We start from the raw sequence: 15,651 nt of genomic DNA, 5'->3' as shown, positions 1-15,651 counted from the left end.
TGTCTACTTCCTACTGCGACGAAGTCGCATTGACAATCTGTCTATGGAATAAGGGCGCCGGGGGCGCCTTTTGTGTTTTTTTCAAGATATCTTTAAGAAGGATGTTTGAAAAAGAAGGGATGTCATGAGATTTTTAAATAAATTCTCAGGTTTCGTGCCGGCAGCATGTTTTGCTGCGGGCTTGTTGTCGTTCGGAGCAATTCTGGCGAATGCCGCTCCGGACCCGAATTTCCACATTTACATCGCATACGGCCAGTCCAACATGGGCGGCACTGCCGATGCCCAGAGCGCCGATAAGGTCGAAAATTCGCGGTTCAAGATTTTTGCGACGCAAAAGTGCTCGGGTAAGGGGCGCAACACGTTGGGTGAGGTTTATCCGGCGGTACCCTCGCTCTTCAACTGCGGCAACACGATTTCGATTGCCGACTGGTTCGGGCGCACGATGGCCGACAGCATGCCTGACGTGACCATCGGGATTATCCCGGTTGCGGTGGGCGGCGCTAGCATCAAGCTCTTTGATCAAGATCAGTATGCAAGTTACCTCGCGGGCGCCGAAAGCTGGCTCCAGAATTACGCGAAAGAATACGCCAGCGATGGCAATGTGACGAAGACGATTATCGATATCGCGAAGAAGGCGCAGCAGGTGGGCGTCATCAAGGGATTCATCTTCCATCAGGGCGAAACCGACGGCGGCTACCCGGACTGGCCGAAAATCGTGAAGAAGACCCGCGACGATATTCTGAAGGCGCTCAATATGAGTTCCGACACGGTGCCGTTCGTGGCGGGCGAGCTCCTGCGTTCGGGCTGCTGCTATTCCGACCGCGTGTCGAAACTCCCGAATACGATGGACAACACTTACTACGCGTCGTCCGAGGGCCTTGGCGGCAATGGCGTGGACCGCTACCACTTCGGTCACGATGCCTACGTGACGTTCGGCAAGCGCTATGCGGAGCAGATGCTCAAGGCAATAAACCGCGCTCCGGTGGTTCCCGAACCGCAAAAGCCTTTCAAGGGTAAGGCGTTTGAAATTCCGGGCAAAATTGAGGCGGAAGACTTCGACATTCCGGGTGTCGGCTCGGGCAATGACTCCTACAAGGAAAACGATTCCGAAGACCATGGCGGTAGCAATTACCGCGAAGGGACGGGCGTCGACATTTACAAGAAGGCGACGGGCTACATCGTGGGCTACAACCAGGAAGGCGAATGGCTCGAATACACCGTGAACGTGAAGGAAGCGGGCGAATATTCCTTCTATGCGTCGGTCGCATCCGCAAACGAGACTTCGGACTTCCAGATGTCGCTTGACGGCAAGAACATCACGGACGTAATCTCTGTCCCGAAAAACGAAGGCGAGGACAACTACGACGACTACAACAAGGTGCGGGCGACGGTGAACCTCCCTGCGGGCGAACACATATTGCGCTTTACGGTAACCGGTTCCTGGATGGACGTGGATTACTTTGTGTTCGGAGAGGATGAAGTCGTTTGCGTTGATGAATGCACAGCCTTTGTAAAGCCCGCGCTATCGCATGCGGCCGGAACCGAAAGCTACCGCATCTTCGACATGAACGGCAACTATTTGGGAAAGGTGCGAGCCTCTGGATTGCAGGAACTCCGTGCCAGCGCGAAAGCCCTCGTGAAAACTGGCGGCACGTTCATCGCAAAATCCCGCGCAGGCTCCACGACGATACGCGTGATGAAGTAATTAGCGTTCGCGCGTTCCGTTAGAGACTGAGCGATTTCCTGAACACCCGGGCGACTTCGTCCGGGTTGTCGCTTTTTAGCCAGCTGAGCGTTTCTGTGCCGCGGTAGCTCCACGCGAAGATGTTGTCGATACCTGCTTTGCGGCTTTCCTCGACGGCGATGGCTAGGTCGTTTTCGCGGCCGGCCTCGATCTGGTACGCCTTGATCCACATCTGCACGGCCTTGCCGTACTTGGCGGCGGCTTCGGTCAGCTTGCGAGCAGTCTCGGCGTATTTTTCGCGGACCCATTCTTCGGTGGCACCCTTTTCCCAATACGGGTCAGATGCGACTTCGTCTACGCTTTCAAGGCCTGCAACGCGGCCCCAGTCGTCAAGACCTGCGGGGAACCACGGCGGCAGCATGCAAACGCAGTTGCGCTTGCCGCGGGCATGAACGTCCTCGGTCATTTCCCTCAAAAAGTCAATGAGCGAATCCTCGCGGAATTTCTTCACGTCGTCGGTGAGTTCGGCGGGCATCTCGTAGCCGAACTGGGCGCGGAACTTCTCGCGACAATGCGGGCAGCGGCAGCTCCAGTTGCTAAGCCCGCCCTTCTCAAAGTAAAAATGCGGCTCGTCCCAGAAAATCGTGCTCACTTTCGTGGCGCATACGCTTTCAATCCACTTGTGCATGTAGGCGCGGAACTCCGGATGGTTCGGGCAGGCGGCCACCTTGGGCTTGCCGTCGAGCGCCACCTGGCATAAGTCGTGGTTGCGTGCAGTCAGTTCCGAATACGCTTCACCGCCAAACACGCGGCCCACGCCCCATGGGTTCACGTAGACTGTCAGACCGAGGTCTGCGGACTGGTCCACGATATCCTTCATGGTGCCGTAGTAGTATTGCTGGTCTTCTTCGCTCCAGGTGTGGAGCACCGCGTTAAAACCCGCCGCCTTGATGTCTTGCATATCGGCAAGAACATGCTTAGGCGAACGCACGCCAAAATAACTTACGCCTTTAATCATAATGGGTAATGTAGTATTTAGAATTTAGAACTTAGAGCTTAGAACTTAGAAAATGTCTAAGTTCTACCAACTAAGCTCTACCAACTGTGCCGCAGGCACTAGTTATTAGCCCATTGGGGCGATCCGCTCTTGAGCAACACCTGTTCGAGCGTGCTGTACCATTCGTCTTCACTCACGGGTTTGCGGACCCAGTAATAATTTTCGTCGCACTGGGGGAGCGGCATGTTGTCGGGCACCAATTCCACAATCCACGATTCAGGAATGCCGTCGTGCAAGAGCTTGCTGAACTTGAGGTTCTGTTCGTGCGGGCGGTCTGCGTGGTCGAGAATGATAAGTGCGGGGGACTGTCCGATAATCAGGGCCGATTCCAGTAGGTTCGTTGCGTCTTCGATCGAATTGCAAGTGTACATGGTGGAATCTTCTGCCAAATCGCCGTGCTCCAAAAGCCAACGGAAAGTCCATTGACTGAGGCGGTCTAAGCTACCGGGGGAGGACGGAGCGATGAAGAAAATGTGTCCCATGGCCTAAAAGATAGGTAATTCTCCCAAATTGTGGATAGATTTTTTCGCTTTTTTCAAAAAATATTTTTTGTCAAAAAGAAACACTCAATTTATCAACAACTTACCGCCAAACTGTTTTTTTGAAATTTTTTTTAATAGAAAAAGTGGGGATGATAGTGAATAAAAAAGTGGTTTATGCGGAGAGGAAATGGAAGCGTCGGCCTAGGATGGGGAGCGTAAAAAAGCCCCTCCCTCATTAAAAATTATATTTTAAAGAAAAAGCTTTTTGATGATTTAAAAAGATGTTTCCTAATTTAGGTGAATTCAATTTTATTCAGGCCCTTTTAAAAGATGCTGCCGCCTTTAAAAAAGAACCTCCCGCAACAAGAGGCTGGCTCGGTGTGGGCGATGACTGCGCCCAATTCGACGGCTGGCTCGTGACCAAGGATTTGTCAGTCGAAAATACGCATTTCAGGCTGGATTGGTCAACGCCGGAACAGGCGGTCGAAAAGCATATCGTTTCGAACGTGTCGGACATTAATTCCATGGGCGGCATTCCGCGCTTTGCGGTGCTTGGGCTTTGTATCAACAAGAATTGGTCGCCGGAAACTCGCACCCGCGTGCAGGCCGCTCTTTCGCAGGGCTTTGCCAAGCGTGGAATCACCTTGATTGGCGGCGACACCGTGGTGGGCGATGTGGGTCTGTTTTCGACAACGCTCTTGGGAACGCTCGAAAATGAAAATTCGAAACCTCTGTTGCGCTCGGCTGTAAAGCCCGGTGATACATTGTATGTAAACGGAACGCTCGGTAAATCGGGTGCTGGCCTTTGGCTTTTGGTGAACCACCCCGAGGCCAAAGACGAATTCCCGACGCTGGTGGAATACCACTTGGCTCCTAAAATTTGCGAATCTGCCGGGGCTGAACTTTTGCGTTTGGGGGCGTGCGGCGCATGCATGGACATTAGCGACGGACTTTCGTCGGAACTGAACCACTTGGCTCTTTCTTCCAATGTTGATTTGCAAATTATTGAAAATAAACTCCCGATAGACCCCGAAGTTACGCGCTTGTGCGAAAAATATGGCCAAAATCCCCTAAATTTTGCATTAAATGGGGGTGAGGAATATCACTTGCTGTTTGCAAATTCTAGCCCAAAAAGTATATTTAAAGCAAATACCCAATTGGGCGAGGTGTGTGAAATTGGATTTGCCGTAGAAAAATCTGCGGGCGACCCGGTCAACATGCTTTGCAAAAATGGAGAAAAAATGCCCGTTCAACCTCGGGCGTGGTCGCATTTATGATAAATAGCAATAAGATGAACTTGGGCCAGTTGCTGCTTCGTCAAGGCGTATTGGACGAAGACCAGTTGGCTCATGCCATGGCCGAACACAAACGTACCGGGCTTATGCTCAGTAAGATTCTGGTGCGCCTTGGCATGGTGAGCGAAGAAACGCTAACGAACATCCTCGGGTCGCAGATGCAGTCTTCGACCAAGATGCGTATCGGTGAAATGCTCCTCGCTCAAGGGTACATTACGCAGGAGCAGCTAGACAAGGCGCTCGAGACGCAGAAGACGACCGGCAAGCGCCTTGGCCGTACATTGGTGGACCTGGGCTACATGCCCGAGGAACGCCTTGTTGAAATTCTTTCGAGGCAGTTCGAAGTTCCGTATGTAAAGCTCGACAATTTCAATATTGACCCGAACGCCTATACCTTCTTGCCCGAAGACATGTGCAAGCAGTACAAGGTGGTGCCGCTGTTCGTGCAGAAGGGTGAAGATGATCGTCGTCAGGTCCGCTCTGTGATGACGATTGCCATGACGGACCCGACGAACATGCGCACGATTAGCATCGTGAAGTTCAAGGTCCGTATGGACGTGGACATCGTGATGGCCTCCGAAGCGGACGTGATGAAGGCCATTGAACGCGTGTTTGCAGGTCATGGTCCTACCGAAGAGTCTCTCGCCGAACTTATCAGTGAATCTAAGGACGGTGAAGAACTTGAAACCGTGGAACGCGGTCAGGGCGGTAATGACGAACCGGAACTGACCGACGAAGAAGGCCGCCAGGTGGTGCGAATCGTGACCACGCTGATTCACGAAGCCATCGCCCGTCACGCATCCGATATTCACCTGGAACCCCAGGAGACATTCCTCAAGCTCCGCTACCGTATTGACGGCGACCTGCAGGTCATGTCTCCCATTCCTGCCCGCTTGATGCCTCAGATTCTTTCCCGTATCAAGCTTCTTTCCAAGATGGACATCGCTGAAAAGCGTAAACCCTTGGACGGTCGTTTCACGGTGCGTTACAAGGGCTCCGAGGTGGACCTTCGTGTGAGCTCCTTCCCGATATCGCTCCGTAAGCGCGGCGTTTGCGAAAAGATTGTTATGCGTATCTTGGACCCGAACTCGGGTCAGTTCCCCTTGAAGGACATGGGCTTTGACCCGCGCGTACTCAAGCAGTTTATCGATGCGATTAATGCTCCTAACGGTATTGTGCTGGTGACCGGTCCTACCGGTTCCGGTAAGTCTACCACGCTTTACGCTTCTATTCGAGAAATTTTGGATTCCACCATCAACATCTCTACGATGGAAGACCCGGTGGAATTGAATATTGATGGTGTGAACCAAGGACAGATCAACAACGCCGCTGGCTTTACCTTTGCGGCGGGCATTCGCGCCCTCTTGCGTCAGGACCCGGATGTGATTATGATCGGTGAAATGCGTGACCAAGAAACTTCGTCCATGGCTATCGAAGCAGCTTTGACTGGTCACTTGGTCTTCAGTACGCTCCATACCAACGATGCTGCCGGTGCATTCCCGCGTTTGCTCGAAATGGGTCTGGAACCGTTCCTTGTGTCTACCGCTATTAAGGGCGTGCTTGCACAACGTCTTGTGCGCCGCATTTGTAAGTATTGTAAGGAACCTGTCGAAATTTCGCAGGCCATGCGCGACGAATTCCACTTGAGTCCCGACATGCAGTTCTACCATGGTAAGGGTTGCGACAAGTGCGATGGTTCGGGCTACAAGGGGCGTTGCGGTATTTACGAATTCCTGGTGCCGAACGAAACCGTGCGTAACCTGATTATCAAGCGTTCTTCGGGCGACGTTATCAAACGCGCCGCCATGCAGGAATGCGGCATGATTACCTTGCGTATGGACGGTATCCAGAAGGCACTTGATGGACACACGACGCTCGAACAGGCTATTGGCGCCTCTACGTCGGATGACTAGTCGAAGCCCCTGATTCAAATTTAAAGGAAGACTCTCTTCGAGAGTCTTTCTTTTTTTCTATATTGCACATATGTGTATTAAAAGGGACCCCCATGGCGAATATTGTAGATAATGCTGTTTTAGATAAAGAACTGAACCCGGAACAGGCCGCGGCGGCTAAAAAGATTGATGGCCCGATGCTGATTTTGGCGGGTGCCGGTTCGGGAAAGACGCGTTGCATTACCTATAAGATTGCTCACCTCGTTTCGCAGTATCGCGTGGAACCGGACCGCATTTTGGCGGTGACTTTTACGAACAAGGCTGCGCGCGAAATGAAGTCGCGTATCCAGAAGTTACTCGACAGCAACATGAACTTTGCCTGGATGGGAACGTTCCATTCCGTGTGCTTGCGCCTTTTGAAGCTTTGTCTTTCTAAGCAGTCCGTGCTTGATGCCTTGGGCGGCACGTGGTACGACGGCAATTTCTCGATTTACGATGACGACGACCAGAAACGCCTCCTGAAAGAAATCATGAAGGAGCAGGTGGGCGACAATTTTGAACCCTCCGAAGTTAAGAAAATGCATGGCGCGATTTCGAAGTACAAGAACACGATTTTGTACCGTGGAAAGGTCGCTCAGCTGCAGACTCCCGATGTGGCGCAGGAATTGGCAAACTTCCCAGACGAAGAGCTGCGTGCAAAGATTTACGCCGAATACCAGAAACGCCTTAAAGAATCGAACGCCATGGACTTTGACGACTTGTTGTTCAACACGGTTTACATGCTGCAGAAGATTCCGAATTTGGCAAGCCAGTTGGCACAGCGATTCCGCTATGTGGTGGTGGACGAATATCAGGATACGAACGACGTTCAGTACGAACTGTTAAAATTGCTGATAAACGAAAATAAGAACGTGACGGTGGTGGGTGACGACGACCAGAGTATTTACGGCTGGCGCGGCGCGAACATCAAGATTATCCGCAACTTCCACCGCGATTTTGCACCGGTGACGATTGTCAAGCTCGAACGCAATTACCGCTCAACCGCAAACATCGTGAAGGGGGCGGGCTCCGTGATTGCGCACAACATCCGTCCGCAAGAAATGCAGAAGAACGTGTTCTCTAAAGAAGATGCGGGCGACTTGATTCACGTGCGCCACTTTATGGACGACCGCTCCGAAGCGTCTACCATTGCAGACACGATTGCAAAAGCGGGCGAGGATTTTTATGCCAAAACGGCCGTGTTCTACCGCACCAACGCGCAGTCCCGCGCCTTGGAAAAGGCGCTGAATGACCGCCGTATACCGTCGGTCATTTTTGGCGGCATGCGATTCTGGGACCGCAAAGAAATCAAGGACGTACTTGCATACTTGCGCCTGCTCGCTAACGAGCGTGACGATGCCGCCTACCTGCGCGTCATCAATACGCCGCCTCGCGCCATTGGAAAGACGACTGTCGAAAACATCTTGGAAAGAGAACGCCAAGGCGAAGGCTCCTTCTGGGATAACTTGCTTGCCGAAGTCAACAGCGGAAGCCGCTCGGCAATCAAGCTTAAGGGCTTTACGGACTTGGTGCAGGGCTGGAAATCTTTGCTTGCCGCAGGCGAAACTCCGCTCCCGATTTTGGCCGAAAAAATCATCAATGACGTGGGTTACAAGGAATTCCTGCGCAAAGAAGACGAACTTACCGCCGACGAACGCATCGGTAACTTGGACGAAATGGTGAACGCCATCCGTGAATTCGACGAAGAACATCCGGGGGCCACACTCGACGCATTCTTGCAGGATATTTCGCTACTCACCGATGCCGACAAGAAGGTGGACAATTCCAAGGGCCAGGTGACGCTCATGACGATTCACATGGCGAAGGGCCTGGAATTCAACACCGTGCACATCGCCGGCTGCGACGAAGAAATTTTCCCGCTGATTCGTGCGTCTTCTACTCTGTCTGGCGCCGAGATGAACGAGCAGATGGAAGAAGAACGCCGCCTGTTCTACGTGGGCTGCACTCGCGCCGAAAAGAAATTGTACCTGTATCATGCGGAACGCCGATTCTTCCAGGGTAACATTCGCCCGTTTGCGCCGTCCCGTTTTCTTAAGGAACTGGATCCGTCGGTAGTCGACTTTACGCCTTGCACCGATTTCGGCTTTGGCGCAAGCGATTTCAATCAGGATTTCGCGGGCGGCTCGTCGGGATTTTCGCGCCCGCCGCGTCCGAACATTCCGTCTTATCCGCGTAGACCGTCCGGAAGCTTTGGCGGTGGTTACGGTGGAGCTTCGTCTCGCCCGAGTAATTTTGGCTCTTACGGTTATAACCGCTCCTCGGCGATTCCGAATTCTGTCAAGAAAAATGACAAGCATATCGTTTACCGTAATCCGGTGAAGGTCGCGGCTCCTGTCAAGCCGGCCGAACCTTCGGGCCCGCGCGTGGTCTACGACGAATACAGCGAGAATCCGTACCATCCGGGCGTACGCGTGCGCCACATGAAGTACGGTGTGGGCACGATTGTCAAGTGCTATGGTTCTGGCGACAATGCCCGTGTAGATGTGCGTTTCGGTAGCGACCCGACGGTCCGTACGATTATTTTGAAGTATGCGGCGCTGCAAATAGTCGGTTAACTCGGAATGCGGAATTCAGAATTCGGATTTTTAAGCTGAAAATTATAATTCCGAACTTCGAAATCTGAAATCCGAATTGATTATGCAACTCTGGGTTGCTTTTTCGCCAAAATAATTTGCTATTTTGTGGACGTAAGAAAAGAGGTTTTATGCTCGAACGTGAAGAAGTTTTGAAACTCGCGAAGCTTTCCAGGCTCGAAGTTGCCGAAGAAGATATTGAATCCGTGAAGGGTCACTTGGACAAGATGCTCAACCACCTTGAAGCTCTTAAGGCCTTGAACCTTTCCGACGTGGAACCGATGACCGCTGTCGAAAACGGTGCGACGATTCTCCGCGAAGACGTGCCTGTGCCGGGTCTCTCGCTTGAAAAGGCCTTCATGAACGCTCCGGCTGTGGAAAACGATCACTTCGCCATTCCGAAGGTCATCGGCGGCTAAATTCTCGGCTTGAAAAATTAGCCCATGGCAGTTCATTGCGTTGTGCCAGCCCGAATGGGGTCGTCCCGCTTTCCGGGCAAACCCTTGATCAAGATTGCAGGCAAAGAAATGATTGTGCGCACCCTGGAACGTGCGCTTTTGGCCGAATGTTTTGAACGCATTGTTTGTGCTACCGATTCCGAAGAAATTGCAGACGTGGTTTCTCGGGCGGGTTTTGAATTTATCTTGACTCCAGATGCGGCAACTGGTTCTGACCGCGTCGCCTTTGCGGCCCGGGCCCTCGATTTGGACCTCGTGGTGAACTTGCAGGGCGACGAACCGTTGGTGGAACCTTCTGTGCTGTGCGAAGTGGCAATGACGCTCGAAAAGCACCCTGATGAATGGGTGACGGTCGCGTGCCCCTTGAATCCTACCGAGGCGGGACTCAAGACGGTAGTCAAGGTTTTGGTAAAAGACGATTACGCGGTGGACTTTACCCGGTGGGTGGCGAATGAGGACGCTCCCCGCTGGTTCCAGCACCAGGGAATCTATGCTTATTCCAGGGTGTGCCGCGACGAATTTTCGTCTTTGCCGCAAACCGATGTCGAAAAGGAACGCTCCCTGGAGCAGATGCGGATTCTGGGCAAACGCCCTATTCGCATTGTCCAGAGCAAGTACCCGTCGATTTCGGTGGATGTCCCTTCAGACGTGAATGCGGTGGAGGAGGCGCTTAAGAAGCCCTTTGGTCGAGGATAACCAACGGAGGTTGTCCTTATGAATGCACCTGAAAAAAACGTAGTCCGATTGGCGTTCTGCCTTTTGGTCATTGGAATCATTGTCCGGGTTCTCCCGTGGGGACTCCCGTCTATCGAGCATTTTGAGGTGGGGGAGACGTTCATTGTGGCGAACGAGGCCCCCCTGGTAGTCGTTAGGGACCGTGTTGCCGTAGATAGTTCGCAAGTGTCAAAAAATGACGCTAATTCAGTAAGTCGACCTCAAAAAGAGCGAAAACCGTCAAAAAAAGTGAATTTGCCTGTCCATGTCAATACGGCCTCCCTGGACGAACTTTGCGCCCTGAATGGGGTCGGTCCGAAGCTCGCCGAGAAGATTTTGGAGGTCAGAAATGCCCTTGGAGCCTTCAAAAATGCCGAAGATTTGCAAAAAGTGCCTGGAATTGGCAAGAAAAAATTGGAAAAGCTCCTTCCAGGGGTAATTTTTGATTAGTTTTAGAGTGTAGTTTTTTTCATAAGTCGTTGATAATATGAGTGATACGAAGATTTACATGGGTATAGAAGCAGGGGACGCTTCTCTGAAAGTTGCCCTTGTGGATGCGGCTGAACGCCGTGTTCTGAAGACGGCCGTTCTCGATACGGAAACCGCCCCCCTTGACGATGTCTATACTTTTGAAACCGTCCTCCAGGGATGGATGGAGTTCAACCAGATTGAATCTGTCGAAGCCGTTTCGGTGGCAATTCCTGCATTTAGGTCGATTATCCGCCAAATCTTTGTCCCGGCTGAAGCCACAAAGAACGTTGACGACTATGTAAAGTGGTATGTTTCGCTGATTACGAACGCTGAATCCAATGCGTATGTAATTGATTACAAAATCATGAGCGGTGACCCCGAACTCGGATACACGATTATGCTGATTGCTGTCCGTGAACAATGGGTCGATAATTTACGTAAAGGCTTCCGTAACAAGGCTTTAGCTCCTAAGGCCATGGATGTGGACGTGCTCTCGCTCATGAACCTGATGGATTATGCCGAAAATGTGTCCGAACTGACATGTATAGTCAAGGCTGACTATGCCGGTGTGACGCTCCTTTGGCTCACTAAGGACAACCTGCATGCGCTCCGCTGCGTGTCCACTCTTTCGCTGGTGAACAACACCAAGGAAGAAGCTTACCAGATTCTGGCTAGGGAAATTGCTGAACAGATTGCGGTTGCCCAACAGGAAAACGCCTCGGTCTCGACGAAGTCAATCCGTCTGTGCGGTGAAATGGCTAGCGATTTGCTGTTCGTGGAAGACGTCCGTGCTAAGTTGCCCGAATACCAGCTTTCTTTGATGGATTCTTTCTCTAACTTGAGGCTCCCGATTGAAGAAGAAGATTCTGCCGCCGTGCTTTCTTGCGCAGGTGCAATCGGGGCTGCCTTGAATGTGATGGAGGGTGTATGATTCATTTGAACTTGATTGACGCTGCCGAGCGCTTGGTCGAAGTCGAAACTGTGGCTCCGGTCAACGTCACGAGCGTTAAGGAACTGCAGAAAAAGTCTCGCAAGAAGGCTATGACGGTTCTTGTGGCCGCCCTGTTTGTGTTTGTTGCCTTCAGTTGCTTCTTGAGTGTTGCTGGCGTTCCCAAGCAGTTGCAGGGCTTGTTGCCGCCGCCTTATCTGGATTTGATTGGCGCCGAAGACCCGACCCGTTCCGCTCTTGCTATTGGTGCTGGACAGCGTACCTCCGCTGGTGGTTCGCTTGAAGCCGAAGCTGCTGCCGCTGCCGCCATGATCCGTCAACGAGACAATGTGACGGTCAAGCAGGTCGTGGGCGAAATCAATCCGCAGGCCTTGTTCAACAACAAACGCTCGGATTACAATAGCTACTTGCCGCTCGAAAAACTTTCGTTCCAGAAGGCTTCTGTCGGCCAGTTCTTCGCATTCTTGAATACGGCAACACCTGATGACGTGGGTTTCTCGGATTGTATTTACCAGGCTCCGAACTACTTCTATGTACGCGGCGTGGCCGGTAACCCGAATTCCCAGAAGGCTTTCCTCGATCGTATGCGCGCGGTCAGTTCCGATTTCAGGACTCCGCCTCTGCCCGAAAACGCTCCGGCTACCGACATTACCGCTTTCGGTATGTACAACGTGAACAACGTGAATCTGGCTGCAGTTTCTTCGTTTGTACCGTCTTCCGAAGTGAACAACGAAATCAAGTCCATGAAGGCTTTGGCGGCAACCCAGAAGGTGCAGTTCTCCGGACTTGACAAACCGGCGATTGAAGAATTTGGTGTGTACAAGCGCTATACGCTTAAGGCTACCACGACTGCGGACTTTGCCGAACTCAACGGCTTTGTCACTGCGTTTGTGAACTCGCCGTCTCGTATCGGTATTCGTAACATCGAAATGAAACTTGCCAAGAAGGATATGTTCACGACAGTCCTTTTTGAAATGCTTGTGATAAAGTAATACCAGATGCCTATTCGCATTACGGGTGGACTGATGCGGGGAAGGAACGTTCCGTCCCCGGATACCTCCAAGACAAGACCTACAGCTTCTCGTACAAGAGAAGCTCTCTTCAATATTCTGCAGGGTGTTGAAAAATTTCGCGTGCTCGACTTGTTCGCTGGTACCGGCATTATGGGAATCGAGGCTTTGAGCCGTGGTGCTGCAAGTGTGGTGGCTGTCGAAATGGCGCATGCTCAGGCGAGACTGGTGCTGCAGGCTTATAAGGCGCTGTCCCTAGAATCTAAGCTTACTTTGTTAGAAAAAAATGCCTTGACGCTTGATAAAGAATCTCTTTGCGCAAGTGAAGGTTTTGACTTGATTTATGCGGATCCACCCTTCAAGGACTTGGAATACCCGGATCTGCGCCCCTATTGGGATTGGCTGAATCCGGGTGGCGTTGCCGTGTTTGAAGCCCCCAGCCGGAATTTACCAGCCTGGGTGAAAGAAGCTGACGAAACGGGAATGGTGCAAGTCCGCCGCTACGGCGAATCCTCGCTAGTGATCTATAGAAAGTAGACTGTAGACGGTAGGAAGTAGACAGTTTTTCTTGAATATAACTTCGTACTTCCTACTTCTCACTTCCTACTTTTCTAAATTGTAGTCATGAAGAAAATCGCCGTATTTGCAGGGTCGTTCGATCCGTTCACCCTGGGTCACCTCGATATCGTAAAGCGCGCTGCGGCGCTGTTTGACGAACTTTATGTGCTTTTGGCGGTGAATGCTTCCAAGAAATATTTGCTGACCGAATCGGCTCGAGTCGAAATTGTCAAAACGGCGGTCAAGGGAATTCCGAACGTGAAGGTGGATTGCTTTGACGGCTTGACGGTTGATTTTATGCAGTGTGTGGGAGCGAAGTTCCTGGTGCGGGGAATCCGCGGAAGTGCCGATGTGGAATATGAGCAGACCGTTGCTTGGAACAATAAGGTGCTTTACCCTGAATGCGAAACAATCTTCTTGTCGAGCGCTCCCGAACATTTGAATGTGTCTAGCACCGTGGTGCGTGAACTCTTGAAGGTGGGAATCGCCAAAACAAAGCAGGGCTGTGCAAAACTTGCGAAATACGTTCCCGCTGAAACTGTACCTTTACTAACCACCAACCACTAACCACTGTCTACTTCCAACTTCCTTCTTCCTACTAACCATGAGACCTTTTAGATTTTTACCTAAAGTTTTGCGAGTGCTGCTGATCATTAACGCGGTCGTTTTTGCACTGGCGTTCATTGGCGGCAACATTCTCGGGTTGCACCTGAATTTGCCCGGCCTCGGTTATGGTAGCATTTCCGAATACATCGCTTACTTTGGAGCCTTCTGGCCATTTGCGCCGGAGCAGGCTTGGCGCTTTGTGACCTACATGTTCGTGCATGTGGATTTTTGGCATTTCTTGTTCAACATGCTCATGCTCTGGATGTTCGGTAGCGAAGTCGCCGACATGATGGGCGCCAAGCATTTTACGGGAATGTATATCTTCTGCGGAATTTTTGCGGCGGTCTTTAGCCTGGTCATGTTCTGGCTCGGTATGACGAATGCCCCGATTATCGGCGCTTCGGGAGCCCTCATGGGTATCTTTGTGGCGTACTACAAGTTCTTCCCGAACCGCATGCTTTTGATGTTCTTCTTTTTCCCGATGCGAATCAAGTACGCGATGTGGTTCATGGTCGCGGTAGACGTGTTCATGGCGCATTCGGGAGATGGCGTGGCGCATTTTGCCCATTTGGGCGGTGTCGTAGGCGGATTCCTTTATATGCATTTTTACGAACGTGGCTTCGGTAACCTCGGCAAGGCTTTTGAAAAAATGCGTGGCCCAAAGTTTACGGTGCATCAGGGCAGCCGTTCCGAAAGCAAGCCGCGTGAAGATTCCGATGCCATCGAGGGTGAAGTTTTTTATGTGGACGAAAACAAGCGGATGGACGAAATCCTCAAGAAAGTCAATCGCGAAGGAATCAACTCGCTGAACGAGTCCGAACGTCAATTTCTATTACAGGCGAGCGAAAAGTTGCGCCGCCGCAGAGGAGGCTTCTAATGAAGAAAGTTTTAGGTATGGGCGCAGCCCTCGTTGATATTTTGGCCAATGTGGATGACGCTTGGATTGCGGCCCAGGGCGTGCAGAAGGGTGGCATGAACATGGTGGACTGGTCCCAGATGGAAAAGTTCCTGGGTGCCCTCAAGAATCCGCTGCGCGTGCCGGGTGGTTCTACCTGCAATACCATGGTGGGCCTTTCTCGCCTGGGAGGCAAGGCTGCCTTTATCTCGAAGATTGGCAACGACGAACTCGGCAACATTTTCAAAAAGCATTTGCAAGATAACGGCGTGGAATCGAAGCTCGGTCTTTCCGATGCCGCTACCGGTTGCGTCTTTAGCGCCGTGACGCCCGATGCGCAGCGCTCCATGTGGACTTACCTGGGCGCCTCCGATTTCCTTGGTAGCGATGATTTTGTGCCGGCCCTTTACGATGGCGTTGGCCTGCTGTATGCCGAAGGCTACCGTGCCTTTAACGCTGACTGCTTCAAGAAATCCTTTACTCTGGCCCGCAGCCTGGGTGTCGAAACCGCTCTCGACTTTAGCAGTTTCGGCGTGGTGGAAGCCTGCCGCAAGCTCTTTGACGAACTCTTTGCCGAAGGAATGATCGATATCATTATCGCGAACGAAGACGAAGCTTATGCCTATGCGGGCGTCAAGGAAGAAGCCGCTCTCGATGTGCTTGCCAAGAAGGCGAAAGTCGCCGTGGTGAAAATCGGCAAGCGCGGTGCCTTGATTGCCAAAGACGGCAAGGTGGTGCATGTGCAGGCGGGCCCTGCCAAGGCTATCGATACAACCGGTGCCGGCGACTTGTGGGCATCGGGATTCCTGTATGGCTACATGAACGGCTGGGATATGGAAAAATCGGGCAATTTGGGCAGCGTCGTGAGTAACGAAGTGGTCCAGGTGATGGGTGCCCAGATTCCGGAAGACGGCTGGAAGCGAATTTTAGCTACGCTTTCGTAAATT

At 52.0% G+C, this 15,651-nt stretch carries 15 protein-coding genes; 13 read left to right on the top strand and 2 right to left on the bottom strand.

Annotated elements, in window-relative coordinates; all coding sequences use genetic code 11:
* The first annotated feature begins 124 nt into the window (after positions 1–124).
* Positions 125–1,705 (top strand): carbohydrate-binding protein, encoded by a 1,581-nt coding sequence (locus B7988_RS03975; protein WP_088656907.1) that lies wholly within the window; start codon positions 125–127, stop codon positions 1,703–1,705.
* 19 nt (positions 1,706–1,724) lie between these two features.
* Here the strand turns inward: B7988_RS03975 and B7988_RS03970 are convergent, their stop codons facing one another.
* Both B7988_RS03970 and B7988_RS03965 read right to left on the bottom strand, forming a co-directional pair.
* Positions 1,725–2,702 carry a hypothetical protein gene (locus B7988_RS03970; RefSeq protein ID WP_088656906.1) on the bottom strand — a complete coding sequence of 326 codons (978 nt, stop codon included), beginning with the start codon at positions 2,700–2,702 and terminating at the stop codon, positions 1,725–1,727.
* 98 nt (positions 2,703–2,800) lie between these two features.
* Positions 2,801–3,223 (bottom strand): hypothetical protein, encoded by a 423-nt coding sequence (locus tag B7988_RS03965; protein ID WP_072797422.1) that lies wholly within the window; start codon positions 3,221–3,223, stop codon positions 2,801–2,803.
* A gap of 281 nt (positions 3,224–3,504) precedes the next feature.
* Between B7988_RS03965 and thiL the strand changes: the two genes are divergently transcribed.
* The 12 genes from thiL (at position 3,505) to B7988_RS03905 (ending at position 15,648) form a co-directional block, all read left to right on the top strand.
* Positions 3,505–4,500, top strand: coding sequence for a thiamine-phosphate kinase (thiL, locus tag B7988_RS03960; protein ID WP_088656905.1), 996 nt, complete (start codon positions 3,505–3,507; stop codon positions 4,498–4,500).
* Positions 4,497–6,431 (top strand): GspE/PulE family protein, encoded by a 1,935-nt coding sequence (locus B7988_RS03955; protein ID WP_233247879.1) that lies wholly within the window; start codon positions 4,497–4,499, stop codon positions 6,429–6,431. Before thiL ends, B7988_RS03955 begins: the two co-directional genes overlap by 4 nt.
* Before the next feature lie 92 nt (positions 6,432–6,523).
* Entirely contained in the window at positions 6,524–9,025 is a 2,502-nt protein-coding gene (locus B7988_RS03950) for a UvrD-helicase domain-containing protein (RefSeq protein WP_088656904.1), read from the top strand.
* A gap of 149 nt (positions 9,026–9,174) precedes the next feature.
* The gene (gatC, locus tag B7988_RS03945) at positions 9,175–9,462 is read left to right on the top strand and encodes an Asp-tRNA(Asn)/Glu-tRNA(Gln) amidotransferase subunit GatC (RefSeq protein ID WP_073054966.1); all 288 of its coding nucleotides are present in this window, start codon (positions 9,175–9,177) and stop codon (positions 9,460–9,462) included.
* Positions 9,463–9,486: 24 nt separating this feature from the next.
* A complete protein-coding gene (locus B7988_RS03940; protein WP_073322453.1) occupies positions 9,487–10,197 on the top strand; it encodes an NTP transferase domain-containing protein in 711 nt (236 codons plus the stop codon).
* 18 nt (positions 10,198–10,215) lie between these two features.
* Positions 10,216–10,665: a helix-hairpin-helix domain-containing protein gene (locus B7988_RS03935; RefSeq protein WP_073322451.1), complete on the top strand. Its 450-nt coding sequence runs from the start codon at positions 10,216–10,218 to the stop codon at positions 10,663–10,665.
* A 37-nt stretch (positions 10,666–10,702) separates the two neighbouring features.
* A complete protein-coding gene (locus B7988_RS03930; RefSeq protein WP_088656903.1) occupies positions 10,703–11,617 on the top strand; it encodes a hypothetical protein in 915 nt (304 codons plus the stop codon).
* Entirely contained in the window at positions 11,614–12,627 is a 1,014-nt protein-coding gene (locus B7988_RS03925) for a hypothetical protein (RefSeq protein WP_073322447.1), read from the top strand. Before B7988_RS03930 ends, B7988_RS03925 begins: the two co-directional genes overlap by 4 nt.
* Before the next feature lie 6 nt (positions 12,628–12,633).
* Positions 12,634–13,182, top strand: a complete 549-nt coding sequence (gene rsmD, locus B7988_RS03920) for a 16S rRNA (guanine(966)-N(2))-methyltransferase RsmD (protein WP_088656902.1) — start codon at positions 12,634–12,636, stop codon at positions 13,180–13,182.
* Positions 13,183–13,269: 87 nt separating this feature from the next.
* Positions 13,270–13,770, top strand: coding sequence for a pantetheine-phosphate adenylyltransferase (coaD, locus tag B7988_RS03915; RefSeq protein ID WP_088656901.1), 501 nt, complete (start codon positions 13,270–13,272; stop codon positions 13,768–13,770).
* A gap of 73 nt (positions 13,771–13,843) precedes the next feature.
* Positions 13,844–14,686 (top strand): rhomboid family intramembrane serine protease, encoded by an 843-nt coding sequence (locus B7988_RS03910; protein WP_249268833.1) that lies wholly within the window; start codon positions 13,844–13,846, stop codon positions 14,684–14,686.
* Complete coding sequence (locus B7988_RS03905) at positions 14,686–15,648, top strand: adenosine kinase (RefSeq protein ID WP_088656899.1); 963 nt, start codon at positions 14,686–14,688, stop codon at positions 15,646–15,648. The genes B7988_RS03910 and B7988_RS03905 overlap by 1 nt, the downstream gene beginning before the upstream one ends.
* Positions 15,649–15,651: the final 3 nt, after the last annotated feature.

Origin of the sequence: Fibrobacter sp. UWB1 (assembly GCF_002210325.1) — a bacterium.
Classification (GTDB): domain Bacteria; phylum Fibrobacterota; class Fibrobacteria; order Fibrobacterales; family Fibrobacteraceae; genus Fibrobacter.
Note: the sequence above shows the minus strand (reverse complement) of the source record. Positions and strands in the feature narration are given on the sequence as shown.

What these genes read in the sequence shown, in the direction of transcription:
- B7988_RS03975 (WP_088656907.1), top strand. Translation starts at nt 125, where the DNA reads ATGAGATTTTTAAATAAATTCTCAGGTTTCGTGCCGGCAGCATGTTTT.
- B7988_RS03970 (WP_088656906.1), bottom strand. Translation starts at nt 2,702, where the DNA reads ATGATTAAAGGCGTAAGTTATTTTGGCGTGCGTTCGCCTAAGCATGTT.
- B7988_RS03965 (WP_072797422.1), bottom strand. Translation starts at nt 3,223, where the DNA reads ATGGGACACATTTTCTTCATCGCTCCGTCCTCCCCCGGTAGCTTAGAC.
- thiL (WP_088656905.1), top strand. Translation starts at nt 3,505, where the DNA reads ATGTTTCCTAATTTAGGTGAATTCAATTTTATTCAGGCCCTTTTAAAA.
- B7988_RS03955 (WP_233247879.1), top strand. Translation starts at nt 4,497, where the DNA reads ATGATAAATAGCAATAAGATGAACTTGGGCCAGTTGCTGCTTCGTCAA.
- B7988_RS03950 (WP_088656904.1), top strand. Translation starts at nt 6,524, where the DNA reads ATGGCGAATATTGTAGATAATGCTGTTTTAGATAAAGAACTGAACCCG.
- gatC (WP_073054966.1), top strand. Translation starts at nt 9,175, where the DNA reads ATGCTCGAACGTGAAGAAGTTTTGAAACTCGCGAAGCTTTCCAGGCTC.
- B7988_RS03940 (WP_073322453.1), top strand. Translation starts at nt 9,487, where the DNA reads ATGGCAGTTCATTGCGTTGTGCCAGCCCGAATGGGGTCGTCCCGCTTT.
- B7988_RS03935 (WP_073322451.1), top strand. Translation starts at nt 10,216, where the DNA reads ATGAATGCACCTGAAAAAAACGTAGTCCGATTGGCGTTCTGCCTTTTG.
- B7988_RS03930 (WP_088656903.1), top strand. Translation starts at nt 10,703, where the DNA reads ATGAGTGATACGAAGATTTACATGGGTATAGAAGCAGGGGACGCTTCT.
- B7988_RS03925 (WP_073322447.1), top strand. Translation starts at nt 11,614, where the DNA reads ATGATTCATTTGAACTTGATTGACGCTGCCGAGCGCTTGGTCGAAGTC.
- rsmD (WP_088656902.1), top strand. Translation starts at nt 12,634, where the DNA reads ATGCCTATTCGCATTACGGGTGGACTGATGCGGGGAAGGAACGTTCCG.
- coaD (WP_088656901.1), top strand. Translation starts at nt 13,270, where the DNA reads ATGAAGAAAATCGCCGTATTTGCAGGGTCGTTCGATCCGTTCACCCTG.
- B7988_RS03905 (WP_088656899.1), top strand. Translation starts at nt 14,686, where the DNA reads ATGAAGAAAGTTTTAGGTATGGGCGCAGCCCTCGTTGATATTTTGGCC.